General features: G+C 52.6%; 24 protein-coding genes and 2 pseudogenes. 16 read left to right on the forward strand and 10 right to left on the reverse strand.

Going from position 1 to position 25,612, the window contains the following annotated elements; translation table 11 throughout:
- Positions 1-67: 67 nt before the first annotated feature.
- A complete protein-coding gene (locus On2M_RS04085; RefSeq protein WP_151216686.1) occupies positions 68-1,498 on the reverse strand; it encodes a sodium:alanine symporter family protein in 1,431 nt (476 codons plus the stop codon).
- Positions 1,499-1,772: 274 nt separating this feature from the next.
- Between On2M_RS04085 and tal the strand changes: the two genes are divergently transcribed.
- The 3 genes from tal (at position 1,773) to On2M_RS04100 (ending at position 4,856) form a co-directional block, all read left to right on the forward strand.
- A complete protein-coding gene (gene tal / locus On2M_RS04090; protein ID WP_151216687.1) occupies positions 1,773-2,726 on the forward strand; it encodes a transaldolase in 954 nt (317 codons plus the stop codon).
- Positions 2,727-2,836: 110 nt separating this feature from the next.
- Positions 2,837-3,424, forward strand: a complete 588-nt coding sequence (gene mog / locus On2M_RS04095) for a molybdopterin adenylyltransferase (protein ID WP_151216688.1) — start codon at positions 2,837-2,839, stop codon at positions 3,422-3,424.
- A gap of 124 nt (positions 3,425-3,548) precedes the next feature.
- Entirely contained in the window at positions 3,549-4,856 is a 1,308-nt protein-coding gene (locus On2M_RS04100) for an MFS transporter (protein ID WP_151216689.1), read from the forward strand.
- A 34-nt stretch (positions 4,857-4,890) separates the two neighbouring features.
- Here the strand turns inward: On2M_RS04100 and satP are convergent, their stop codons facing one another.
- From satP to On2M_RS04115, 3 genes and pseudogenes are all read right to left on the reverse strand, one after another.
- The gene (satP, locus tag On2M_RS04105) at positions 4,891-5,457 is read right to left on the reverse strand and encodes an acetate uptake transporter (protein WP_187253704.1); all 567 of its coding nucleotides are present in this window, start codon (positions 5,455-5,457) and stop codon (positions 4,891-4,893) included.
- 148 nt (positions 5,458-5,605) lie between these two features.
- A pseudogene (locus On2M_RS04110) lies at positions 5,606-5,792 on the reverse strand (hypothetical protein); the annotation flags it as partial.
- 72 nt (positions 5,793-5,864) lie between these two features.
- On the reverse strand, positions 5,865-6,269 hold the full coding sequence (locus On2M_RS04115) for a DUF2541 family protein (protein ID WP_210904417.1): 405 nt from the start codon (positions 6,267-6,269) through the stop codon (positions 5,865-5,867).
- 383 nt (positions 6,270-6,652) lie between these two features.
- Between On2M_RS04115 and dnaK the strand changes: the two genes are divergently transcribed.
- The 4 genes from dnaK (at position 6,653) to nhaR (ending at position 12,098) form a co-directional block, all read left to right on the forward strand.
- Positions 6,653-8,575, forward strand: a complete 1,923-nt coding sequence (dnaK, locus tag On2M_RS04120; protein ID WP_151216692.1) for a molecular chaperone DnaK — start codon at positions 6,653-6,655, stop codon at positions 8,573-8,575.
- 87 nt (positions 8,576-8,662) lie between these two features.
- The gene (gene dnaJ / locus On2M_RS04125; RefSeq protein ID WP_008786151.1) at positions 8,663-9,796 is read left to right on the forward strand and encodes a molecular chaperone DnaJ; all 1,134 of its coding nucleotides are present in this window, start codon (positions 8,663-8,665) and stop codon (positions 9,794-9,796) included.
- A 205-nt stretch (positions 9,797-10,001) separates the two neighbouring features.
- A complete protein-coding gene (gene nhaA, locus On2M_RS04130) occupies positions 10,002-11,168 on the forward strand; it encodes a Na+/H+ antiporter NhaA (RefSeq protein WP_187253705.1) in 1,167 nt (388 codons plus the stop codon).
- A gap of 36 nt (positions 11,169-11,204) precedes the next feature.
- Positions 11,205-12,098 (forward strand): transcriptional activator NhaR, encoded by an 894-nt coding sequence (nhaR, locus tag On2M_RS04135; protein WP_151216694.1) that lies wholly within the window; start codon positions 11,205-11,207, stop codon positions 12,096-12,098.
- 159 nt (positions 12,099-12,257) lie between these two features.
- Here nhaR and rpsT read toward each other — a convergent pair whose 3' ends face one another.
- Positions 12,258-12,521 (reverse strand): 30S ribosomal protein S20, encoded by a 264-nt coding sequence (gene rpsT, locus On2M_RS04140; RefSeq protein ID WP_038637070.1) that lies wholly within the window; start codon positions 12,519-12,521, stop codon positions 12,258-12,260.
- A 117-nt stretch (positions 12,522-12,638) separates the two neighbouring features.
- Here rpsT and On2M_RS24170 point away from each other — a divergent pair.
- The 9 genes and pseudogenes from On2M_RS24170 (at position 12,639) to On2M_RS04180 (ending at position 21,075) form a co-directional block, all read left to right on the forward strand.
- Positions 12,639-12,842: pseudogene (locus On2M_RS24170) on the forward strand (DUF2575 domain-containing protein).
- 7 nt (positions 12,843-12,849) lie between these two features.
- Entirely contained in the window at positions 12,850-13,788 is a 939-nt protein-coding gene (gene ribF / locus On2M_RS04145) for a bifunctional riboflavin kinase/FAD synthetase (RefSeq protein WP_151216695.1), read from the forward strand.
- Between the two features lie 37 nt (positions 13,789-13,825).
- Complete coding sequence (gene ileS, locus On2M_RS04150; RefSeq protein ID WP_187253706.1) at positions 13,826-16,642, forward strand: isoleucine--tRNA ligase; 2,817 nt, start codon at positions 13,826-13,828, stop codon at positions 16,640-16,642.
- A complete protein-coding gene (lspA, locus tag On2M_RS04155; protein WP_003018932.1) occupies positions 16,642-17,139 on the forward strand; it encodes a signal peptidase II in 498 nt (165 codons plus the stop codon). Before ileS ends, lspA begins: the two co-directional genes overlap by 1 nt.
- A gap of 117 nt (positions 17,140-17,256) precedes the next feature.
- A complete protein-coding gene (fkpB, locus tag On2M_RS04160) occupies positions 17,257-17,706 on the forward strand; it encodes an FKBP-type peptidyl-prolyl cis-trans isomerase (protein ID WP_003018929.1) in 450 nt (149 codons plus the stop codon).
- A 1-nt stretch (position 17,707) separates the two neighbouring features.
- Positions 17,708-18,658, forward strand: coding sequence for a 4-hydroxy-3-methylbut-2-enyl diphosphate reductase (gene ispH / locus On2M_RS04165; protein ID WP_151216696.1), 951 nt, complete (start codon positions 17,708-17,710; stop codon positions 18,656-18,658).
- A 66-nt stretch (positions 18,659-18,724) separates the two neighbouring features.
- Positions 18,725-19,639 (forward strand): ribonucleoside hydrolase RihC, encoded by a 915-nt coding sequence (rihC, locus tag On2M_RS04170; RefSeq protein ID WP_210904418.1) that lies wholly within the window; start codon positions 18,725-18,727, stop codon positions 19,637-19,639.
- Between the two features lie 97 nt (positions 19,640-19,736).
- Positions 19,737-20,300, forward strand: coding sequence for a glucose-6-phosphate isomerase family protein (locus On2M_RS04175; protein WP_151224534.1), 564 nt, complete (start codon positions 19,737-19,739; stop codon positions 20,298-20,300).
- Complete coding sequence (locus tag On2M_RS04180; RefSeq protein ID WP_151216699.1) at positions 20,293-21,075, forward strand: glucose-6-phosphate isomerase family protein; 783 nt, start codon at positions 20,293-20,295, stop codon at positions 21,073-21,075. The genes On2M_RS04175 and On2M_RS04180 overlap by 8 nt, the downstream gene beginning before the upstream one ends.
- Before the next feature lie 40 nt (positions 21,076-21,115).
- On the opposite strand, the gene On2M_RS04185 is transcribed toward On2M_RS04180, so the two are convergent.
- The 5 genes from On2M_RS04185 to On2M_RS04205 are packed head-to-tail and all read right to left on the reverse strand — an operon-like array spanning position 21,116 to position 25,429.
- Positions 21,116-21,934 carry a PTS system mannose/fructose/sorbose family transporter subunit IID gene (locus On2M_RS04185; protein WP_151216700.1) on the reverse strand — a complete coding sequence of 273 codons (819 nt, stop codon included), beginning with the start codon at positions 21,932-21,934 and terminating at the stop codon, positions 21,116-21,118.
- Entirely contained in the window at positions 21,934-22,734 is an 801-nt protein-coding gene (locus On2M_RS04190) for a PTS sugar transporter subunit IIC (protein ID WP_151224535.1), read from the reverse strand. The genes On2M_RS04185 and On2M_RS04190 overlap by 1 nt, the downstream gene beginning before the upstream one ends.
- A gap of 10 nt (positions 22,735-22,744) precedes the next feature.
- On the reverse strand, positions 22,745-23,239 hold the full coding sequence (locus On2M_RS04195) for a PTS sugar transporter subunit IIB (protein ID WP_151216702.1): 495 nt from the start codon (positions 23,237-23,239) through the stop codon (positions 22,745-22,747).
- Between the two features lie 11 nt (positions 23,240-23,250).
- Positions 23,251-23,679 (reverse strand): PTS fructose transporter subunit IIA, encoded by a 429-nt coding sequence (locus tag On2M_RS04200; protein WP_151216703.1) that lies wholly within the window; start codon positions 23,677-23,679, stop codon positions 23,251-23,253.
- A gap of 4 nt (positions 23,680-23,683) precedes the next feature.
- Entirely contained in the window at positions 23,684-25,429 is a 1,746-nt protein-coding gene (locus tag On2M_RS04205; protein WP_151216704.1) for a class I mannose-6-phosphate isomerase, read from the reverse strand.
- Between the last annotated feature and the right edge of the window lie 183 nt (positions 25,430-25,612).

The following is a 25,612-nucleotide window of genomic DNA, read 5'->3' on the forward strand; positions in this document are numbered from 1 at the left end:
TGCAGGAGATTTATTGCGACTTTAGCAAAAAAAACGACAGAATTGATCGATGGTTGTGATTGCCGCGCTATCCGCGCGGCGTTTCATCCCAGCTTTCGGGGGCAAGTTGTTGTCTGATATCAGGATAACGGTGCGGATCAAATTCCGGTCGTACGCCAAGTTTACGCTGGCGTAGATAGTCGCTGGCGATGGTATGCACAACCGGAGAAAGCAGCAGAATCGCCGTCAGGTTTGTGATGGCCATACAAGCCATAATAATATCGGCCAACTGCCAGACCAGCGGAAAGCTGACAAACGTTCCGCCGATAACGGTGCAAACGGTGGCGATGCGCAATAGCCAGATGACGCGGATATTGTCCAGTTTCAGGAAGACGAGATTGTTTTCCGCATAAATGTAGTTGGCGACGATCGAGCTAAAGGCAAACAGAATCACAATAAAAGCCACATATCCTGCTCCCCACTCCCCCGCGAGCGTTACCATTGCTTTCTGGAGTAACTGGATGCCTTCCATAGGGACATAGCTGGTGCTATTGCCTGCCAACAGAATAATCATCGCGCTGGCCGTACAGACAACGAGAGTGTCGCCTAATACCCCAATCATTTGCACAATGCCTTGTGCCGCAGGATGCGGTGGCCAGGATGCGGCCGATGCGGCTGCATTCGGCGTAGATCCCATTCCGGCTTCGTTAGAAAACATGCCGCGCTGAAAACCGTTGGCAATAGCCTGGCTTAGCGTATATCCGGCCGCACCCGCTGCGGCTTCCTGCCAGCCAAAGGCGCTTTTTATAATGGTGATGATAATGTCGGGAAGCTGCTCGATATGCCACAGACAGATGATGATGCTACCTCCGACCCACAGCAGTGCCATCATCGGAACGAACCATTGCATCAGGCGAGCTACGCCTTTGATGCCACCGACGATGACAATTAATGACGTGATTGCCAGTGCGAAACCGGAGACGAGGGGAGGAATATCAAAAGCAAAAGTCAGCGCACGCGAAACGGAATTTGCCTGAACGCTGTTAAAAATCAGTCCATAGGCAATAAGTAAAAAAATGGCAAAAAGGACGCCCATCCAGCGCATGCCCAGCCCACGTGCCATATACCATGCAGGGCCACCGCGAAACTGTCCATTGCTATCGCGTTCTTTATACAGTTGGGCAAGTGAGCACTCGGCGAATGACGTTGCCATACCAATGACCGCTGAAACCCACATCCAGAAAACGGCTCCAGGACCGCCAGCGGCGATCGCCAACGCTACGCCAGCCAGGTTCCCGCTACCGATACGCGCGGCAAGACTGGTGCACAGAGCCTGAAAGGAAGTTAAACCGCCCGGCTGCGGGCTAATGCTGTTTTTAAGACTTGTGCCAAATTGGCGAAGGTAGCGGAACTGCACGAACCCTGTACGCCAGGTGAACCAACATCCTGCGCCAAGCAGGAGGTAGATCATCACCGATCCCCAGAGTATTTCATTAATAAATGAGAAAAAATCAGGCATTAACATCCCTCTTGTTGATGCCGGTAAGCGCGAAGATTTCCGTGTAAGCGCTACCAATAATCGACCAGTATATACCTTGTCATGAGAGTGATTGCGGGAGTTTATCATAACAATCGTTATATCCCGCAATTGCGCATCACAGGCTTTGAGATGCGTAATCAGGACTGAGCGGCTGGTCGGACAATCCAGGCGGTTGCGCTGAGAGTGCGTCGTGCTATCATCAGGGAAGATCGGTTACATCCCCCTAACAAGCTGTTTAAAGAGAATCGCTATCATGACGGACAAATTGACCTCCCTTCGTCAGTTCACCACAGTAGTGGCCGACACCGGAGACATCGCGGCAATGAAGCTGTATCAGCCTCAGGATGCCACAACCAACCCTTCTCTCATTCTTAACGCAGCGCAGATCCCGGAATACCGCAAGCTGATTGATGACGCTGTAGCCTGGGCTAAGCAGCAGAGTAACGACCGCGCACAACAGGTCGTCGACGCGACCGACAAACTGGCAGTCAATATCGGTCTGGAGATCCTGAAACTGGTCCCGGGTCGTATCTCCACTGAAGTCGATGCTCGTCTGTCCTACGACACCGAAGCATCCATCGCGAAAGCAAAACGTCTGATCAAAATGTACAACGACGCTGGCATCAGCAACGATCGCATTCTGATTAAACTGGCTTCAACCTGGCAGGGCATCCGTGCCGCTGAGCAGCTGGAAAAAGAAGGCATCAACTGTAACCTGACTCTGCTGTTCTCCTTCGCGCAGGCACGTGCATGTGCAGAAGCTGGCGTATACCTGATTTCTCCGTTCGTTGGTCGTATTCTTGACTGGTACAAAGCCAACACCGACAAGAAAGAGTATGCACCGGCGGAAGATCCGGGTGTGGTTTCCGTAACGGAAATCTACGAGTACTACAAACAGCACGGTTACGAAACTGTGGTAATGGGCGCGAGCTTCCGTAACATCGGCGAAATCATTGAGCTGGCAGGCTGCGATCGTCTGACGATTGCTCCGGCACTGCTGAAAGAGCTGGCGGAAAGCGAAGGCGCTATCGAACGTAAACTGTCCTTCTCCGGCGAAGTGAAAGCGCGTCCTGCACGCATCACCGAAGCTGAGTTCCTGTGGCAGCACAACCAGGATCCGATGGCTGTAGACAAACTGGCGGACGGTATCCGTAAGTTTGCTGTAGACCAGGGTAAACTGGAAAAAATGATTGGCGATCTGCTGTAATCATTTAAGCGTGGCCCGGATATGGGTCACGCTACCTCTTCTGAAACCTGTCTGTCCTTCCTTTCGCAGTGTATCATTCTGTTTAACGAGACTGTTTAAACGGAATAATCATGAATACTTTACGCATTGGCCTGGTGTCCATTTCTGACCGTGCTTCCAGCGGTGTTTACCAGGATAAAGGTATCCCGGCCCTGGAAGAGTGGCTGGCGTCTGCCCTTACCACCCCCTTTGAACTGCAAACGCGGTTGATCCCGGATGAACAGGCGATCATCGAACAGACCTTATGCGAGCTGGTTGATGAAATGAGCTGCCATCTGGTGCTGACAACTGGCGGGACGGGTCCGGCACGTCGCGACGTGACGCCTGATGCTACGCTTGCCGTCGCTGACCGTCAGATGCCAGGCTTTGGCGAACAGATGCGCCAGATAAGTCTGCACTTTGTGCCAACGGCGATCCTCTCCCGTCAGGTTGGCGTAATTCGTAAACAGGCGCTGATCCTGAATCTGCCTGGACAGCCGAAATCGATCAAAGAAACGCTGGAAGGCGTGAAAGAGGCTGACGGTAAGGTTGTCGTGCCCGGCATTTTTGCTAGTGTACCGTATTGTATACAGCTATTAGATGGACCGTATGTCGAAACCGCACCGGCTGTTGTAGCATCTTTTCGTCCAAAAAGTGCAATACGCGATACAAACGCCTAAAAGTAGCCCGATCGCGGCATAAGTGCCAATGACAGTGGAGTATTGAATTGTTTACGATATAGTAATTTTTGCTTTACATATATCGACAGACAGATTCAATAACTCCACTGACTGATGGTTTGCTATGTCACAACACAATCGACCGCTGAATCGCCAGGATTATAAAACCCTAACGCTTGCTGCTCTTGGCGGTGCGCTTGAGTTTTATGATTTCATTATCTTTGTCTTCTTTGCCGCTGTTGTTGGCGAACTCTTCTTTCCTGCAGATATTCCTGAATGGCTACGTCAGGTGCAAACCTTCGGCATCTTTGCCGCCGGATATCTGGCGCGTCCACTGGGTGGCATCATCATGGCGCATTTTGGTGATCTGGTCGGGCGTAAGAAAATGTTCACGCTGAGTATTTTACTGATGGCAATACCAACGCTGGCGATTGGACTGCTGCCTGATTACGCCTCAATTGGGATCCTGGCGCCGCTGCTGTTACTGCTGATGCGCATTTTGCAGGGCGCAGCCATTGGGGGGGAAGTACCAGGTGCGTGGGTATTCGTGGCCGAACATGTACCAGAGCGTCGCATCGGCATCGCCTGCGGAACGTTGACCGCTGGGCTAACGGTGGGAATTCTGCTGGGGTCAGTGGTTGCGACGTTAGTGAACACCAGTTTTACGCAGCAAGCGGTGCATGACTATGGTTGGCGTATCCCTTTCCTGCTGGGGGGCGCGTTTGGGTTGGTGGCAATGTATCTACGCCGTTGGCTGCAGGAGACGCCCATCTTCCTCGAAATGCAGCAGCGTAAAGCGTTGGCGCAAGAGCTACCGGTGAAATCGGTGGTGAGTAAACATAAAAAAGCAGTGGTGGTGTCAATGCTACTAACCTGGCTGCTCTCTGCCGGGATTGTGGTAGTGATCCTGATGTCGCCAGTCTGGTTGCAGAAGCAATATGGCTTTGCGCCGGCGCTGACGTTACAAGCTAACAGCGTCGCCACAATTATGCTGTGCATCGGTTGTTTACTGGCGGGGTTTATTGTCGACCAGGTTGGTGCCAGCAAAACTTTTATTGTCGGTAGCCTGCTGCTGGCCTGTTCGAGCTGGTTTTTCTATCACCTGACCGGCAGTCATCCCGAATACCTGTTTGGGTTGTACGGCCTGGTAGGGTTATGCGTTGGCGTCGTGGGGGCAGTGCCTTACGTGATGGTGCGGGCGTTTCCGGCAGAAGTCCGTTTTACCGGTATTTCCTTTTCCTATAACGTCTCGTATGCCATTTTCGGTGGGCTAACACCCATCGCAGTAACGGTGTTGATGAGCGTGTCGCCAATGGCTCCGGCCTGGTATGTACTGGCGTTATCGCTGGTAGGGCTTGGTTTGGGAATTTGGCTGCGACAGGATATTTATCATCGCGATTCGAACGTACAGGCAGAGTTACAGCAGTTGTAAGAACTATCCCCCCGGAAGGGGGGATAGTATCAGATTAATGTGCTTCACCAATCGGCAGGATGGTGCGGCCAAACTGTTCGTTCAGCACTTCACCCATCGCCAGGTAAATGGCGCTTGCGCCGCACACTAAGCCAACCCATCCAGCAATGTGAATGATTGCTTCGTTACCTGCAATGTTGCCAACGGCCAGCAGGGCGAACAGCACTGTCAGGCTCAGGAACACGAACTGCAGCATGCGCGCGGCTTTCAGCGTACCGAAGAACATGAACAGAGTGAACACACCCCACAGACCCAGGTAAGCGCCCAGGAACTGACCATTGGTTGCATCCGCGAGGCCCATTTTCGGCATCAGCAGGATCGCAACCAGCGTCAGCCAGAACGAACCGTAGGAAGTAAAGGCGGTTAAACCGAAGGTGTTGCCTTTTTTATATTCCAGCAGACCGGCAAAAATTTGCGCGATACCGCCGTAGAAAATGCCCATCGCCAGAATAATAACGTCTAAAGCGAAGAAACCCGCATTATGCAGGTTAAGCAGAATGGTGGTCATGCCAAAGCCCATCAGGCCCAGCGGTGCCGGATTAGCCAACTTAGTGTTGCCCATAATTCCTCAAAATCATCATTGATTGAATGGTGAAATAGTTTCCCCGAATAACGATCACTGTCTTCGGGGCGCGGCATAATAATCAGGGGAGAGAGCACTGTCTATGATCTAACGAAGGGAAAACGAATTATTTTCCCTGTGATGGGCATCACGTTTGTGTGTGGTTGAGCATTCTGCGCAGGCAGGCGATGTGGAGTACCGCTGGGATCGTCACGCGATAGGCGCTGCCGCTTACCGCTTTAACCTCGTTTTAGGCCGCCAAGTCCGGCTCCGCGCAGTAATCCGTGCCCGATTACGCCGACGGCGGCGTGGGTTCGCAGAATTTTGGTTAACTCTCTATCAGCTTTTAGCTTCATCAAATAGGTGACATTCATGTTTCTGAGGCATCTGAATAAAAGTATGGCGAATTAGTCGTCGCCGATGATTTTCAGCGTCGCCATATCAGAAGAGTTCACCGTATGACCGGAGAAGGTTATTTTTTTCACGCAGCGCTTATTGTCGTTGTCGCTATTGATGTTGATCCAATTGGTTGTTTGCCCTTCTTTGATGGAGGAAGGCACGTTCAGACTCTGGCTGGACATGCGGGCAGCCTTGAAGTAAACCGATGCACCACTGAGCTGTAAATCACCATGATCGGCCGTAAGTTGAATGCGTTTCACCACGCGGCAAACGGGTAGTTTCAGCGTCAGATCGGTGGTTTCATTACGGGGCATGGCGATCACACCGAGGACTTTATGATCGTTAGCGTGTGCGGCACTGCTCAGCAGCAGGCCCATAAGCAGGCTGGCGGAAAGGGTTAATACGGATTTCATGGAATTTCTCTTTGACGGCTGTAAAAGTGTGTCGTTTCAGACCATCTTACCGCTGTCAGAATCATGATTCATGCTTGTAATATTTTCTTTTTATTACAATTTTTATGTGAATGGCTGTGCTGAATTTATCTGTTTTATGAATTAGTTTTGATTTGAGACTATTCATTTTTTAATCTTTTAGCCTTTTTTCTGCGATTTTATTGCCACAAGGCTAAAAAAAATTTTCATGCCCCCCTTGATGACGTGGGTTACGACCCCATCTTGTAAGCAACCGCAGTGGTGAGTCTGAAAAAAAACGATTCAGGGTAGTTGAAACCGCACGTTTCGCCCTTATTACAGATTCACAACCACATGATGACCGAATTTTTAGTGGAGACGTTTAGATGGGTAAAATTATTGGTATCGACCTGGGTACTACCAACTCTTGTGTAGCGATTATGGATGGCACTACTGCACGTGTGCTGGAGAACGCCGAGGGCGATCGCACCACGCCTTCTATCATTGCTTATACCCAGGATGGTGAAACTCTGGTTGGTCAGCCGGCTAAACGTCAGGCAGTGACAAACCCGCAAAACACCCTGTTTGCGATTAAACGCCTGATTGGCCGCCGCTTCCAGGACGAAGAAGTACAGCGTGATGAAGCCATCATGCCGTACAAAATCATCGGTGCTGACAACGGTGATGCATGGATTGACGTTAAAGGTCAGAAACTGGCACCGCCGCAGATTTCTGCTGAAGTGCTGAAAAAAATGAAGAAAACGGCTGAAGATTACCTGGGTGAACCAGTAACTGAAGCTGTTATCACCGTACCTGCATACTTTAACGATGCTCAGCGTCAGGCAACCAAAGATGCTGGCCGTATCGCAGGTCTGGAAGTAAAACGTATCATCAACGAACCAACCGCAGCTGCGCTGGCTTACGGTCTGGATAAAGAAGTCGGCAACCGTACTATCGCGGTATATGACCTCGGTGGTGGTACTTTCGATATCTCTATTATCGAAATCGACGAAGTTGACGGCGAAAAAACCTTCGAAGTTCTGGCAACCAACGGTGATACCCACCTGGGTGGTGAAGACTTCGACAGCCGTATGATCAACTACCTGGTTGACGAGTTTAAGAAAGATCAGGGTATCGACCTGCGTAATGACCCGCTGGCGATGCAGCGTCTGAAAGAAGCCGCAGAAAAAGCGAAGATCGAGCTGTCCTCTGCGCAGCAGACCGACGTGAACCTGCCGTACATCACTGCAGACGCGACTGGTCCTAAACACATGAACATCAAAGTGACCCGTGCGAAACTGGAAAGCCTGGTTGAAGACCTGGTTAACCGTTCTATCGAGCCACTGAAAGTTGCTCTGCAGGATGCTGGCCTGTCCGTATCTGATATCAACGACGTTATCCTCGTTGGTGGTCAGACGCGTATGCCGATGGTGCAGAAGAAAGTCGCTGAGTTCTTCGGTAAAGAGCCGCGTAAAGATGTTAACCCGGACGAAGCCGTAGCAATCGGTGCAGCTGTTCAGGGTGGTGTATTGACCGGTGATGTTAAAGACGTGCTGCTGCTGGACGTTACCCCGCTGTCTCTGGGTATCGAAACCATGGGTGGCGTAATGACTCCGCTGATCGCGAAGAACACCACCATCCCGACCAAGCACAGCCAGGTGTTCTCTACCGCTGAAGACAACCAGTCTGCGGTAACCATCCATGTGCTGCAGGGTGAACGTAAACGTGCTGCTGATAACAAAGATCTGGGTCAGTTTAACCTGGATGGTATCAGTCCGGCTCCGCGCGGTATGCCGCAGATCGAAGTTACTTTTGACATCGATGCCGACGGTATTCTGCACGTTTCCGCGAAAGACAAAAACAGCGGTAAAGAGCAGAAGATCACCATCAAGGCTTCTTCTGGTCTGAACGAAGAAGAAATTCAGAAAATGGTTCGCGAAGCAGAAGCGAACGCAGAATCTGACCGTAAGTTTGAAGAGCTGGTTCAGACCCGTAACCAGGCTGATCATCTGCTGCACAGCACTCGCAAGCAGGTTGAAGAAGCAGGCGACAAACTGCCGGCTGACGACAAAACTGCCATCGAGTCTGCACTGACCGCGCTGGAAACCTCTCTGAAAGGCGAAGACAAAGCGGATATCGAAGCGAAGATGCAGGCGCTGGCACAGGTTTCCCAGAAACTGATGGAAATCGCTCAGCAGCAGCACGCCCAGCAGCAGGCTGGTGCAGCAGGCGCTGATGCTTCTGCAAACAACGCGAAAGATGACGACGTTGTCGACGCTGAGTTTGAAGAAGTGAAAGACAAAAAATAATCGCCCTGATGCAGGGTAGTTAATCGGCACGGGCGTAGAGGTTTCCTCTTCGCCCGTGCTCGTATGTTAAGGGGCTTAAAAAAACCAATGGCAAAGCAAGACTATTACGAGATTTTAGGCGTTTCCAAATCAGCGGAAGAGCGTGAAATCAAGAAGGCCTACAAGCGCCTGGCCATGAAATATCACCCGGACCGCAATCAGGGTGATAAAGAGGCCGAAGCCAAGTTTAAAGAGATCAAAGAAGCGTACGAGATCCTGACCGATGCGCAAAAACGTGCGGCTTACGATCAGTACGGCCATGCAGCGTTTGAGCAAGGTGGTATGGGCGGCGGCGGCGGTTTTGGCGGCGGGGCAGACTTCAGCGATATCTTTGGTGACGTGTTTGGCGATATCTTTGGCGGCGGTCGTGGTCGTCAGCGCGCCTCACGTGGGGCTGATTTACGTTACAACATGGATCTCACTCTGGAAGAAGCCGTGCGTGGCGTCACCAAAGAGATCCGCATCCCTACGCTGGAAGAGTGTGACGTCTGCCACGGCAGTGGCGCGAAGGCGGGCACACAACCGCAGACCTGTCCAACCTGTCACGGTTCCGGTCAGGTGCAGATGCGCCAGGGTTTCTTCGCCGTACAGCAGACATGTCCACACTGTCAGGGTCGCGGTACGCTGATCAAAGACCCGTGCAACAAATGCCACGGGCATGGTCGCGTTGAGAAGAGCAAAACGCTGTCTGTTAAGATCCCTGCAGGGGTTGATACCGGCGACCGTATTCGTTTAGCGGGTGAAGGCGAAGCCGGTGAGCATGGCGCGCCAGCGGGTGATTTGTACGTGCAGGTGCAGGTAAAACAGCACCCAATTTTCGAACGTGAAGGCAATAACCTGTACTGCGAAGTGCCGATTAACTTTGCGATGGCAGCCCTGGGCGGTGAGATTGAAGTCCCGACGCTGGACGGTCGCGTGAAGTTAAAAATTCCGGGTGAAACGCAGACCGGTAAACTGTTCCGCATGCGTGGTAAAGGCGTTAAGTCTGTACGCGGCGGCGCACAGGGCGATCTGCTGTGCCGTGTGGTTGTTGAAACCCCGGTTGGCCTCAACGACAAGCAGAAACAGCTGCTGAAAGACCTGCAGGATAGCTTTGGTGGTCCTACCGGCGAGCAAAACAGCCCGCGTTCCAAAAGCTTCTTCGACGGCGTGAAGAAATTCTTTGATGATTTGACGCGTTAATTCGCCGTTTTCTCTCTGACAAAAGCCTGGAGCTGAAAAGTTTCAGGCTTTTTTATTTCTGTTTTACGTCTGGAAAATCTTCACCAACTTCGCTCTTTTAGATCGTAAAAACCGATCTATTCATCATGAATAATCTAATTTTAACGAGCTTTCTGAGGGTGTAAGATAGTAATTACGAAGTATTCACCCAATAGAGAGAATAAAAGTGAAACATCTGCACCGTTTTTTTAGTAGCGACGCCTCGGGAGGTATCATTCTGATCATCGCTGCCGCAGTCGCTATGATGATGGCAAATATCGGGGTTACCAGTGGATGGTACCACGCCTTTCTGGAAACACCTGTCCAACTGCGGGTTGGCGCGCTTGAGATCAACAAAAATATGCTGCTGTGGATCAACGACGCGTTAATGGCGGTGTTTTTCCTGTTGATTGGTCTGGAAGTGAAGCGTGAGTTAATGCAGGGTTCGCTTGCCAGCCTGCGTCAGGCGGCGTTTCCGATCATTGCCGCGATCGGGGGCATGATTGTCCCGGCGTTGCTGTATCTGGCATTCAACTATGCCGACCCTATCACTCGTGAAGGATGGGCAATTCCGGCAGCAACGGATATCGCTTTTGCATTAGGCGTGTTGGCGCTGTTGGGCAGCCGTGTTCCGCTGGCGTTGAAAATCTTCCTGATGGCGCTGGCGATTATCGATGACCTCGGCGCCATCGTGATCATCGCGTTGTTCTACACCAGCGATCTCTCTTTGTTGTCTCTGGGCGTCGCCGCGTGCGCAATTCTCGTCCTGGCGGCATTGAATCTGTGTGGTGTGAGACGTACCGGTATTTATATTCTGGTTGGCGTCGTGCTGTGGACGGCAGTGCTGAAGTCCGGCGTGCATGCCACTCTGGCTGGGGTGATCGTCGGTTTCTTTATTCCGTTGAAGGAAAAACATGGGCGTTCACCCGCGAAGCGACTGGAGCATGTCCTGCATCCGTGGGTGGCCTATCTGATCCTGCCGCTGTTTGCTTTTGCTAATGCGGGTGTTTCACTGCAGGGCGTGACGATGGACGGGTTGACCTCCATCCTGCCGCTGGGGATTATTGCCGGCCTGCTTATCGGTAAGCCACTGGGGATCAGCCTGTTCTGCTGGCTGGCATTACGGCTCAAGGTAGCGCAGCTGCCTGAAGGTACGAATTTCCAGCAAATTATGGCGGTCGGTATTCTGTGCGGCATTGGCTTTACGATGTCGATTTTCATCGCCAGCCTGGCGTTTGGTAACGTTGATCCAGAGCTGATTAACTGGGCAAAACTGGGGATCCTGATCGGCTCTCTGCTGTCGGCAGTTATCGGTTATAGCTGGCTGCGTACCCGGTTGAATACGTCAGCCTGAGCAGATAACTCTTGGTGACAATTTCAGGGAGAGAGTATGTCTCATATAAATTACAACCACCTGTATTACTTCTGGCATGTGTATAAAGAAGGATCGGTGGTAGGTGCCGCAGAAGCGCTTTATCTGACACCACAAACTATTACCGGGCAGATCAAAGCGCTTGAGGAACGCTTACAAGGGAAGTTGTTTAAGCGTAAGGGGCGCGGGCTGGAACCCAGTGAACTGGGGGAATTAGTCTTTCGGTATGCAGACAAAATGTTCACCTTAAGCCAGGAAATGCTGGATATCGTGAACTATCGCAAAGAGTCGAATTTGCTGTTTGATGTCGGTGTGGCGGATGCATTGTCCAAACAACTGGTCAGCAGCGTGCTGGATGCCGCGGTGGTTGAGAATGAGCAAATCCACCTGCGTTGTTTTGAATCAACGCACGAGATGCTGCTGGAGCAACTCAGCCAGCATAAGCTGGACATGATCATTTCCGATTGTCCGATCGACTCAACGCAGCAGGAAGGGCTGTTCTCGGTGCGGATAGGCGAATGCAGCGTGAGTTTTTGGTGTACCAAGCCGCTGCCTGAGAAACCGTTTCCAGCCTGTCTGGAAGAGCGTCGATTGCTGATCCCTGGACGTCGTTCGATGCTCGGACGTAAGCTGTTGAACTGGATTAACTCACAAGGACTGAACGTTGAAATCCTTGGCGAGTTTGATGACGCCGCGCTGATGAAAGCGTTTGGCGCAACGCATAACGCTATTTTCGTTGCGCCTACGCTGTATTCGCATAATTTCTATGCTGATGATTCTATTGTTGAAATTGGACGCGTAGAGAATGTGATGGAGGAGTATCACGCCATATTTGCGGAGAGGATGATCCAGCATCCGGCTGTGCAGCGTATTTGTAATGCGGACTACTCGACATTATTTAAGCCGCAGTAATCAAGAAAGCCGTCATGATTCCGGCTGCGGTATGTTCCCGCAGCCGGAATCATTCTACATCTGCGGATCGCGGTTGCCTTCGAAGTTGGTTGCACAAACAACAGGCATAAAAAAACCCGCTTTCGCGGGTTTTTTCACAAAGCGACAACAGACGGGCGATTAAGCCAGTTTGTTGATCTGTGCAGTCAGGTTTGCTTTATGACGTGCAGCTTTGTTTTTGTGGATCAGACCTTTAGCAGCCTGACGGTCCACGAGTGGTTGCATTTCGTTAAATGCTTTCAGTGCAGTAGCTTTGTCGCCAGCTTCAATAGCTGCGTATACTTTCTTGATGAAAGTACGCATCATAGAGCGACGGCTAGCGTTGTGCTTGCGGGCCTTTTCAGACTGAACGGCGCGCTTCTTAGCTGATTTGATATTAGCCAAGGTCCAACTCCCAAATGTGTTCTATATGGACAATTCAAAGGCCGAGGAATATGCCCTTTTAGCCTTCTTTTGTCAATGGATTTGTGCAAATAAGCGCCGTTTAAATTCCAGCACTCGTTGCGTAGTGATGGCGCAGGATTCTACCAGCTTGCGTGGCGTGAATACAGCTTTTCCACGAGAAAAATTGCATTGGTGTGCCCGTGAAGGGCGTCAATTTGATTCATAACAATGAAAACCATCCTCTTTCTGTTTCGTAGAAACAATCGCCGGTTAACGTTGACCGCGGTACAGGGTATACTTTCACGATTTTCACTGTTTTGAGCCAGACATGAAGCTGATACGAGGCATACATAATCTCAGTCAGGCCCCGCATGGGTGTGTGCTGACTATTGGTAATTTCGACGGCGTGCACCGGGGCCACCGTGCGTTACTGCAGGGGTTACGGGAAGAAGGGCGCAAGCGCAATTTACCGGTAATGGTGATGATTTTCGAGCCGCAGCCGCTGGAGCTGTTTGCGACAGACAAGTCGCCTGCGCGCCTTACTCGTCTGCGGGAAAAACTGCGTTATCTGGCGGAATGTGGCGTGGATTACGTACTGTGCGTGCGTTTTGACAGGCGTTTTGCCGCATTAACGGCGCAGACCTTTATCAGCGATCTGCTGGTTAATCGCCTTGGTGTACAATTTCTTGCCGTTGGTGATGATTTCCGCTTTGGCGCTAGCCGTGCGGGCGATTTCTTGTTATTACAGGAAGCGGGCGCTGAGTATGGTTTTGATATCACCAGCACCCAAACCTTCTGTGAGGGCGGTGTGCGCATCAGCAGCACCGCGGTCCGTCAGGCACTGGCAGAAGATAACCTGCAACTGGCCGAAAGTCTGCTTGGGCATCCTTTTACTATCTCAGGACGTGTAGTTCATGGTGACGAGTTAGGGCGCACGATCGGTTTTCCGACGGCAAACTTACCGCTTCGTCGCCAGGTTTCTCCAGTGAAAGGGGTTTATGCGGTTGAAGTGATGGGACTGGGTGACAAACCTTTCCCCGGCGTCGCCAACATCGGCACCCGTCCGACGGTAGCAGGCGTACGCCAACAGTTGGAAGTGCATCTGTTGGATGTTGTAATGGACCTGTATGGTCGCCATATAGATGTAGTGCTGCGTAAAAAAATACGCAGCGAACAGCGATTTGCCTCGCTGGATGAACTAAAAGCGCAGATTGCGCGTGATGAGTTGACTGCCCGCGAATTTTTTGGGCTAACAAAACCGGCTTAATGCCTATACGAGTTTTAAATACGGAACCGAGAATCTGATGAGTGACTATAAATCAACCCTGAATTTGCCGGAAACAGGGTTCCCGATGCGCGGCGATCTCGCCAAGCGTGAACCGGGAATGCTGGCGCGTTGGACTGATGATGACCTGTACGGCATCATTCGTGCGGCCAAAAAAGGCAAAAAAACCTTCATTCTGCATGATGGCCCTCCTTATGCGAATGGCAGCATTCATATTGGTCACTCGGTTAACAAGATTCTGAAAGACATTATCGTGAAGTCCAAAGGACTCACGGGCTATGACTCGCCGTACGTTCCGGGCTGGGACTGCCACGGTCTGCCTATCGAGCTCAAAGTAGAGCAGGAATATGGCAAGCCGGGCGAGAAGTTCACCGCCGCTGAGTTCCGCGCCAAGTGCCGTGAATACGCCGCTACGCAGGTTGACGGACAGCGTAAAGACTTTATCCGTCTTGGCGTGCTGGGCGACTGGTCACATCCGTACCTGACCATGGACTTCAAAACCGAAGCCAACATCATTCGCGCGCTGGGTAAGATCATCGGTAACGGTCATCTGCATAAAGGTGCGAAGCCGGTTCACTGGTGCGTTGACTGCCGTTCCGCGCTGGCGGAAGCGGAAGTTGAGTATTACGACAAAACCTCCCCGTCCATCGACGTGGCGTTCCACGCTGTCGATCAGGATGCGGTGAAAGCGAAATTTGGCGTTTCTGACGTCAACGGCCCGATCTCACTGGTTATCTGGACTACCACCCCGTGGACGTTACCAGCGAACCGCGCAATCTCCCTGGCACCTGATTTTGACTATGCGCTGGTACAGATTGACGGTCAGGCCGTGATTCTGGCGAAAGATCTGGTTGAAAGCGTCATGCAGCGTATTGGCGCGGCTGAATACACCATTCTCGGCACCGTGAAAGGCGCTGAGCTGGAACTGTTGCGCTTTACCCACCCGTTTATGGGTTTTGACGTGCCGGCGATCCTGGGCGATCACGTTACGCTGGATGCGGGTACCGGGGCGGTACATACCGCGCCTGGCCACGGCCCGGACGACTATGTCATCGGTCAAAAATACGGTCTGGAAGTGGCGAACCCGGTGGGTCCGGATGGCGCTTACCTGGCGGGAACCTACCCGACCCTGGACGGTGTGAACGTTTTTAAAGCCAACGATATTGTTGTCGCTCTGCTGAGCGAAAAAGGCGCGCTGCTGCACGTTGAAAAAATGCAGCACAGCTACCCATGCTGCTGGCGCCACAAATCGCCGATCATCTTCCGTGCAACGCCGCAGTGGTTTGTTAGCATGGATCAGAAAGGCCTGCGCGCGCAGTCGCTAAAAGAGATCAAAGGCGTGCAGTGGATCCCGGACTGGGGCCAGGCGCGTATTGAATCGATGGTTGCCAACCGTCCTGACTGGTGTATCTCCCGTCAGCGTACGTGGGGTGTGCCGATGTCTCTGTTTGTCCACAAAGACACCGAAGAACTGCATCCGCGCGCTATCGAACTGATGGAAGAAGTGGCCAAACGCGTTGAAGTTGACGGCATCCAGGCGTGGTGGGATCTCGATCCGAAAGATATTCTCGGCGACGAAGCTGACCAGTATGTCAAAGTCCCGGATACGCTGGACGTATGGTTCGATTCTGGTTCAACCCACTCATCCGTCGTAGACGTGCGTCCTGAGTTTGCAGGGCATGCGGCAGATATGTATCTGGAAGGTTCTGACCAGCATCGCGGCTGGTTCATGTCATCTCTGATGATCTCCACCGCCATGAAAGGCAAAGCGCCATACCGTCAGGTACTGACCCACGGTTTCACCGTTGATGGGCAGGGGCGCAAAATGTCCAAGTCTATCGGCAATACCGTTTCTCCGCAGGACGTGATGAACAAACTGGGCGCGGATATTCTGCGTCTATGGGTCGCTTCAACCGACTACACCGGCGAAATGGCCGTTTCTGACGAAATCCTGAAACGTGCTGCCGACAGCTATCGTCGTATCCGTAACACCGCGCGCTTCCTGCTGGCGAACCTGAACGGGTTCGATCCGGTAAAAGATATGGTGAAACCGGAAGATATGGTGGTGCTGGATCGCTGGGCGGTAGGTTGCGCGCAAGCGGCGCAGGAAGAGATCCTGAAAGCTTACGAAGCCTATGACTTCCACGAAGTGGTACAGCGCCTGATGCGCTTCTGCTCCGTAGAAATGGGTTCGTTCTACCTCGACATCATTAAAGACCGCCAGTACACCGCGAAAGCCGACAGTGTGGCGCGTCGTAGCTGCCAGACCGCGCTGTTCCATATTGCAGAAGCCCTGGTTCGCTGGATGGCGCCGATCATGTCCTTCACCGCAGATGAAATCTGGGGTTACCTGCCGGGCGAGCGTGAGAAGTACGTCTTCACCGGTGAGTGGTATGAAGGCCTGTTTGGCTTAGGCGAAACCGAAGCGATGAACGATGCCTACTGGGACGAACTGCTGAAAGTGCGTGGCGAAGTGAACAAGGTCATCGAGCAGGCGCGTGCGGATAAGAAAGTCGGCGGTTCTCTGGAAGCGGCAGTGACCCTGTACGCTGAACCTGAACTGGCGGCGAAACTGACCGCATTGGGCGAAGAGTTGCGCTTTGTTCTGCTGACCTCTGGTGCGACGGTTGCGGATTTTGCAGCGGCTCCTGCTGATGCTCAGCAGAGCGAACTGCTCAAAGGTCTGAAAATCGTACTGAGCAAAGCCGAAGGTGAGAAATGTCCGCGCTGCTGGCATTACACTACCGACGTCGGCCAAGTGGCGGAACATGCAGATATCTGCGGACGCTGTGTCAGCAACATCGCCGGTGATGGCGAACAACGTAAGTTTGCCTGATGAGTAAGCCTCTTTGTTCAACAGGACTACGCTGGCTGTGGCTGGTGGTAGTCGTGCTGATTATCGATTTAGGCAGCAAATACCTGATCCTCCAGAACTTTGCTCTGGGGGATACGGTGTCGCTGTTTCCATCGCTTAATCTGCACTATGCGCGTAACTATGGCGCGGCGTTTAGCTTCTTAGCTGACAGCGGTGGCTGGCAACGTTGGTTCTTTGCCGGTATCGCTATCGGAATTTGTGTCATTCTGATGGTGATGATGTATCGCTCAAAGGCGACGCAGAAGCTAAATAACATCGCGTATGCGTTAATCATTGGCGGTGCGCTGGGCAATCTGTTTGATCGCCTGTGGCACGGTTTCGTGGTTGATATGATTGACTTTTACGTTGGTGACTGGCATTTCGCGACATTCAACCTTGCCGATACGGCGATCTGTATCGGTGCGGCATTGATTGTTCTGGAAGGCTTCTTACCGTCGAAAGAGAAAAAAGCCGCATAAAAAAATGCCGGATGGCGCTATGCTAATCCGGCCGACAATTTACTGCGATCCTTGTAGGCCCGGTAAGCGTAGCGCCACCGGGCAGACAGGCGGCAGCAATTTTAAAGAGCAACCTGCATGTCTAAATCAGTACAGAGTAACAGTGCGGTGCTGGTGCACTTCACCCTTAAGCTCGACGATGGCTCCACCGCAGAGTCAACCCGCAATAACGGCAAGCCTGCGCTGTTTCGCCTGGGCGACGGTTCTCTGTCTGAAGGGCTGGAGCAACATCTGCTGGGGCTAAAAGAAGGCGATAAAACCACTTTTGCTCTGGAGCCGGATGCCGCCTTTGGCGTGTCAAGTCCGGACTTAATTCAGTATTTCTCGCGTCGGGAATTTATGGACGCGGGTGAGCCAGAAATTGGCGCTATCATGCTCTTTACCGCAATGGACGGCAGTGAGATGCCAGGCGTGATCCGCGAAATCAATGGTGACTCGATCACGGTCGATTTCAACCATCCGCTGGCTGGGCATACCGTTCATTTTGATATTGAAGTGCTGGAAGTCGAACCGGCACTGGAGGCGTAAAATGCAGATCCTGTTGGCCAACCCGCGCGGTTTTTGCGCTGGCGTAGACCGCGCTATCAGCATTGTCGAAAACGCGTTGGCTATTTACGGCGCGCCGATTTATGTCCGTCATGAAGTGGTACATAACCGCTATGTGGTGGATAGCCTGCGCGAGCGCGGGGCCATTTTTATTGAGCAAATCAGCGAAGTGCCGGATGGCGCGATCCTGATCTTCTCTGCCCACGGCGTGTCTCAGGCGGTGCGTAACGAAGCCAAAGGCCGCGACCTCACGGTTTTTGATGCAACCTGTCCGCTGGTAACGAAAGTGCATATGGAAGTTGCCCGCGCCAGCCGTCGTGGCGAAGAGTCGATTCTGATTGGTCATGCCGGTCACCCGGAAGTCGAAGGCACGATGGGTCAGTACAGTAACCCGCAAGGGGGAATGTACCTGGTTGAATCACCGGAAGACGTGCTGAAACTGAATGTGAAAAATGAAGGCAAATTATCCTTCATGACGCAGACCACACTCTCCGTTGATGATACCTCTGACGTCATTGACGCACTGCGCCAACGTTTCCCGAAAATTGTCGGGCCGCGCAAAGATGATATCTGTTATGCCACCACCAACCGTCAGGAAGCGGTCCGTGCGCTGGCGGAACAGGCCGATGTGGTGCTGGTGGTCGGCTCGAAAAACTCCTCTAACTCCAACCGTCTGGCTGAACTGGCCCAGCGAATGGGGAAAGCGGCGTATTTGATTGACGATGCGACCGATATCCAGGAAGCATGGGTGAAAGAAGCCAGGTGCGTGGGCGTGACGGCTGGAGCCTCAGCGCCGGATATCCTGGTGCAAAACGTGATTGCTCGTCTGCAGGAGCTTGGCGGTGGGGAAGCTATTCCGCTGGAAGGCCGTGAAGAAAACATCGTTTTCGAAGTGCCGAAAGAGCTGCGTGTGGATGTTCGTGAAGTAGAGTAAGTCTTTCAGGTTACGATTATGAGAAGATGCCAGACTTAACGTCTGGCATTTTTTTATGGAGAAACCATGCGCTTACCGATCATTCTTGATACCGATCCCGGCATTGATGATGCCGCCGCTATTGCCGCTGCGCTGTTTGCCCCTGAGCTGGATCTGCAACTGATGACTACTGTCGCAGGCAATGTGTCGGTGGAAAAAACTACCCGTAATGCGTTGCAACTGCTGCACTTTTGGAATGCGGATATTCCGCTGGCGCAGGGGGCATCAATGCCGTTGGTGCGACCGCTGCGTGATGCCGCTTCCGTACACGGTGAGTCCGGTATGGAAGGGTATGATTTTGTCGAGCACGACCGCCACGCGATGGCAAAACCCGCCTTCCAGGCCATTCGCGATGTGCTGATGCACGCCTCACCGCCCATGACGCTGGTGGCAATTGGCCCCCTGACAAATATTGCGCTGCTGCTGACTCATTATCCTGAATGCGTGTTCAACATTAAGCGCCTGGTGATTATGGGCGGTTCTGCCGGGCGCGGAAACTTCACGCCAAACGCCGAGTTTAATATTGCTATCGACCCCGAGGCCGCCGCGAAAGTCTTCCAGAGCGGGCTGGAGATTGTGATGTGTGGGCTGGATGTCACTAATCAGGCCATGCTCGCCCCGGACTACCTGGCGACGTTGCCTCAGCTTAACCAGACGGGAAAAATGCTGCACGCGCTGTTCAGCCATTACCGTAGTGGCAGTATGAATACGGGGCTGCGCATGCACGATCTGTGCGCTATTGCCTGGCTGGTGCGCCCGGAGCTGTTTACCCTGCAACCATGCTTCGTGGCGGTTGAAACCCAGGGCGAGTATACCTCGGGTACGACGGTGGTGGACATTGAAGGACGTTTAGGTCATCAGGCAAATGCGCAGGTCGCGCTGGGGCTGGACGTTGAGGGATTTCAGCAGTGGGTGGCAGAGGTACTGGCGCTGGCCCCGTGAGGTTGTGATCCGGTCCGCAATATGCGGACAGAATTAGCAGGTTAATCGATTAATCTGCTAATCTGATGCTGTTGTTCTCCTCGGGCCGGAGACACATATGAACCTTTCTGTTATCCAGCCACCGCAGGTGGCGTGGGCAAGCGGCGCTTTAGCCGATGGCCCATTATTGCGTAAATCCACCCGTATTCAGGATCTTACTGACGTTTTTGCCGATGAAATCGCCCGTCAACAGTTGACCGGCGAGCAGGTTGTGTATGACGTTGAAATGCTGGATACGTCTCCCGCTGAAGGCGAACTCTATACCGGCGTTACTCATCTTTATCCTGGCCGGGTTGGCTGCGAATATTTTATGACTCGCGGGCATTTCCATGCGCGCCGCGAACAGGGGGAAGTCTATTTTGGCCTGCGTGGCAAGGGCCTGCTGTTGCTGCAGACTGAACAGGGCGACGCGCGGTTGGAAAAGGTATTCGCCGGATCTGTCCACATCATCCCCGGTTTTACCGCGCACCGGTTAATCAACACCGGGGAAGAGGTGCTGTCGGCGCTCGCCGTATGGCCAGGAATTGCGGGTCATGATTATGCGGCGCTCACCAGGGGCTTCAGAATAAGAGTCTTTGAGGAGAATAAGACGGTCCAGGCGAAGGAGGTACAGAATGGCTGACTTAGCACATTCTTACGGCCTGGATATGACGGTCCATCATCACCCACTTGGTTTTAGCTATGGGGACGACGTTACCGGACCGATGCCAGAGATTCGTCAACTCGATCACATTCGTGCCTCGCTGCGCGATCCGCACTGTGAAGGACCGCAGGAGGTGTATGCCATTGCGATGGATGTTGCGCGAATGCAGGATCGCGAAGAATTGAAAAAGCGGATGCTGCTGTTTGGCGTGGTGACCTATGCAGCGGGAAGGTTGGGGAAAGAACCGGTGCGTAGTCAGGGACATGTTCATCGTATCAGTCAGCACAGCGGCTGGTCTCCGCCGGAGCTTTACGAAATCTGGCAGGGAAAAGCGATCATTTATATGCAGGAATATGTTGAGGATGACCCTGGCCGGTGTTTTGCCGTCATTGCCGGACCGGGAGAGAAAGTGCTGGTACCGCCCGGCTGGGGACATGCGACCATCTCCGCAGACCCGGATGTACCATTAACCTTTGGCGCGTGGTGCGATCGTGAATATGGTTTTGAGTACGACGCCGTGCGTGCACATAAAGGATTGGCATGGTATCCGCTACTGCAGGGCAACAACATTATCTGGCAGCATAATCCCCGTTATATTCCCGGACGACTGCAGGCCGTAACGCCCCGGCAATATACGGAGTTCTCGATTACTTCCGCGCCTGTTTACCAGCAATTCATCGAGGATCCAGCGCGCTTTCAATTTATCTCGCGTCCGGACAAACACCCCGAACTGTGGCAAAACTTTCATCCATAAAAAACCGGGGCATCGCCCCGGTTGTAATGTTTTCTGTGTATTAACCCGCAAACAGGCCCGTAGCGACGCCAAGAGCGGCCAGAATCAGCAGTAAAATCATCGCTTTCACTGGTGATACACCGCGCTTGGCCATCAGATACCAGGTGCCAAGCACCACAACCAGCGGCAGTAACTGCGGGAAGATACCGTCCAGCATCTGCTGAACGTGAATGTTCACCCCATCTTTAGTGATAAATTCCAGCCCGGTGCCAAGTTTCACGTAGCTTGCCGCTACGCCTCCCATGACAAATACTCCCAGCAGCGATAACGCTTCACGCAGACGGGCAGATTTGCTACTCACCAGCATTTCCACCGAGCCAGATCCCATTTTGTAACCTTTCAGGAACAGGAACCACGAACCAGGAATGATGATGGCCAGCCAGGCAACGGTATAAAACAGCGGTCCCAGAATGTTACCGCCGGCCGCCAGGGCCATGCCGATACTGAGCAGGATAGGGATCAACATCCCAGGGATCATGGAATCGCCGATCCCGGCGATCGGGCCCATCAGGCCAACCTTCAGGGTATTAATGGTCTCGCCATCGATCGGCTCACCGTTCGCTTTTTTCTCCTCCAGCCCCAGCACCATGCCATTTACGATTGCGCCAATCTGAGGTTCCGTATTATAGAACGAGGCGTGGCGGCGCAGCATTTCAGTACGTTGGGCTGGATCGGGATAGAGTTTTTTTGCCACCGGAAGCATGCTCAGACAAAAGCCAAAAGATTCCAGACGTTCAAAGCTCATCGATGACAAGTTGTGCATCATCCATGCACGCCAGCAGCGGCGAAGATCTTTACGCGTAAGTGTACGTTCTTCCATCAGAATTCATCCTCATCATCATCCACAACCGACTTTGCATTCGCGGTCTGCTGTGGTTCCGGTTTGTAGTTGTAATGGATCAACGCCAACAGCGAACCGACGATCACCAGCGCGACCATGTTGAGTTTTAAAAAGACGATGCAGACAAAACCCACGAGAAAGTAGATCAACATGGTGTAGTTTTTGATGATCTGTTTCAGCAAAATCGCGATCCCGACGGCGGGTAAAATGCCGCCCAGTACGTTCATCGTCGACAAGACCATTTTCGGCAAACTGTCCATAAAACCGCTGATGTATTGCGCCCCAAAGTAGACGGCAATAAAGGTCGGTACAAAACGCAGGACAAAGTTTGTTACCTGTGGCCAGATGGCGCTGTTCAGGTAAATACCGCGTTCGTCGCCTCGTTCCAGCGCCACATCTGCCCGGTGATTCCAGAAGGAATTCAGTACCATCATCGCGTTAAACAAAATGGTTCCGGCTATACCGATGGTGGCTGCCAGCGCGACCGCAACCTCGGGGCCTTTTCCTGAAAGGATACCTAAAGCAATTGCCGGGTAAGCAACAAAGTTGAGATCGGCCGGCATCGAACCGCCGGGCGTTACCATCGCGATATACACTGCCTGAACCGCGACGCCAATCATGATTCCGGTTTTAATGTCGCCGAGGATAATCCCGACCAACATTCCGGAAATCAGTGGGCGGGTGATCAGATACCAGCCGCCGGTCAGTCCCAGAAGCCAGGGGCTGCTGAGGGCGCCGAGATAGCAAAGTATGCCAATCAACGTAGCTTCGATAATCATCGTACGCTCCTTATTTCAGCTTCTGGCGTGCGTCCTGCCAGCTGTAGCTACTGGCATCAGGAACCAGGCGAAACTCAACCAGATGTCCATGCTGCGTCAGCCAGTCAAAGGCGGCAATTTCATCCCCGTTGACCGACTGATTCGGGCCGATGGTGGTAGTATCAGCACGAGCACTCATTGGACCCACATTAATCTTGCCGTTGGCATTTTTCAGGCTGATACCCGCTTCTTCAATGCGCTTGAGCGTGACGGGAGATTTGCCAATGACGAAATAACGCTTTTCGCTGGCAATGACTTTCGGCAATTTTTCAATCGCGGTAGCCGTATCAAATAACCAGACTTTAGTGTCCTGTACGGCGCCTTTCATCACCGAGGAGAGCAGAGGGTCGGCCGCGACGGCGTCGTCTATAGCGACAATCCCGTCACAGGGCAGCTCTTTGGCCCAACGTGTCACGAGCTGCCCATGAATTACGCGGTCATCGATACGTACAAAAGAAATACTCATAATGGTTTCCTTTAAAAATCGTCGGACTGAACGGATAAAACCGGGGCGGCTTTAATCAGCGTGGGTACTGTTAACGCCAACAGCTCGACGGCTGCGGCATGAACATCCGTTAAATGGCAGATCTCCTCACTTTGTAACAGCATCGGGAAATTAACGCCCGCGACGACAGCAACGGGAGGAACCGTTTGTGCAGAAAACGCATGATGGCAGGCGACATTCCACGGCGTACCGCTTTGCATGTCACACAGCACCAGAACGCCGTCAGCGTCTTTTCCCGCACTCGCGAGAACCTGGGTGAACGTCTGTTTAAACCCTTCAATACCCGCCTGTTCACTCAGCGTGACGGGGAAAACGTGCGGTAATTCTCCATAAACCATACGACCGCTGGCGAGAAGCGCTTCCGCCAGGGGACCATGGGTGGCAACAATAACGTTAATCATGCGCTTATCCTCTAACCCAGGCTTTAATCGTGGCGAGCTGTTGACCGATGCCTTTGCCAAAAGGCGAAATGCGATACTCTCCTACGGCGGCTGGGATGATAAAGGTCTCTGCATAGTTGACGACGAACGGGGGAAATGCGCCGTTCGGGCTTTCGACAACGGCCTGCGCGCCTTCGACCAGGTTCAGGACGTTGACGCCGCCATGGGTATGGTGAGTGACGGGCGCCGTAAACCAGTGGCGACGCGTTTCGATAAATTCGCGTTCGTGCATCCCGGTTCTTTCTTCCCGCCAACCGTCACCTTCAGCGATGGGTTCAATACGGTTGATCAGGTTGTCGTGCACCCATTGCGTGTCGCGCTGCCAGTCAATAACCTGCTGACCGTGATCAAGATGCACAGGGCGCGGTAAGCCGTCTAAGCCTAAACGACCCCAGTCCCATAGCTTGAAGGTGAAAATATAAGGTGTTGCGCTGATCTCCAGCACCATGGTTCCTGCTCCCGAGCAATGTACGGTGCCGGCGGGGATCAGGAAGTGATCATGTTTATGCGCGGGGATCTGATTCACGAATCGCTCATCATCAAAGATTTTTTCGCCACGTCCTGCGGCCCGGAGATCATCGAGCATATCCTGCGGTGCGATCCCAGTTTTTGTCCCGAGATACACCACGGCCCCCGGTTCGGCTTCGAGAATGTAATAGCTCTCATCCTGGGTATAGTGCATACCAAACTGCTGCTGTATGTATTCGGTGAGCGGATGAACCTGGAAGCTCAAATTCTGCCCGCCAATGGTGTCAAGGAAGTCAAAACGGATCGGGAATTCCGCGCCAAAGCGCGCGTGAACTTTTTCACCCAGCAGGGGGCGCGGATAAGTTAATACCAGGTCCTGAGAAGGGATCTCGATCCGCACGTTGCCAAAACGCAGTAACAGGCTGTTTTCCTCGGGCACGCAATCAAAACACCACGCGTAATTGGGGGCTGAGGGATCGAGATCGAAGTGTTGTTTCATCCATTGGCCGCCCCAGACGCCAGGGTCAAAGAAAGGGGCAACGCGAAACGGTTGTTCGGTTGTTTGTTGCAGGCCAGCGCGTAGCGCGTCACCGCTGACCATCGCGGGATTACTTTCTACCGTGGTATCAAGCAAATAATCGGCGCGTTTGAGTAACGGTGTTTTGTGTCTGTCGAATACCCGCCATTCAATGAAAAAAGCACGTTTGTAACGACGAAGAATATCTTCATCCTGGTTTTCTGCCCCCCAGTTTCCCAGCCCGTCATGGCGCATACGCTGTTGAATTTCCCAACGGGGAAGATCGGCATAAACCAGTATGTCACCAGAATGTGCCAGCGCAGCGCCAGAGCCGTACACCACGACAAGCCCTTCGGTAACGGCATCAATTTGTTGGCGGAGCTGGCGGAGTTTATTGCTATCAAAAAACTCATCCAGATGGTGGCAGGAGAGAACACCAAATACGCGATCGTCGGTCAGGTTGCGCGCCAGTAAATGATGCAGGGCCTGCTCATCGCGGCGGGCGGATTCAATATTCAGCACCAGTGCGGCATCTAACGTCGTAACGAGCTGTTGCTCCAGCTCGTCAAGCCGCACGCCCGGATAGCAATCGACGATCAATACGGTTTTTGCTGCATCAGAAACTCTGGCGTTAAGCACTGAATGGATCGACGACCACCCCTGCCAGGCGTGGTTGTCATAGCCCTGAACGGTAACCTCAGGGAATTTATTATAAGTTGTATGCATTTTCTGTCTCCGTGTTGGCTTATTTAAGATTAATCGATTAACCTTATTTTCATAGTGTGGTTAACGCGATTAACCCGCCATAATCTGAAACCAGTGCGATGAAAAGCACGCTGGCGTGATGTGAATCACACGTAAAAAGGCATTATTTCGGTTATTCGATTAACCTTTGAAAAAAACAGGAGA

The sequence above is a fragment of the Citrobacter sp. On2M genome, from assembly GCF_018035235.1.
GTDB lineage: Bacteria > Pseudomonadota > Gammaproteobacteria > Enterobacterales > Enterobacteriaceae > Citrobacter > Citrobacter meridianamericanus.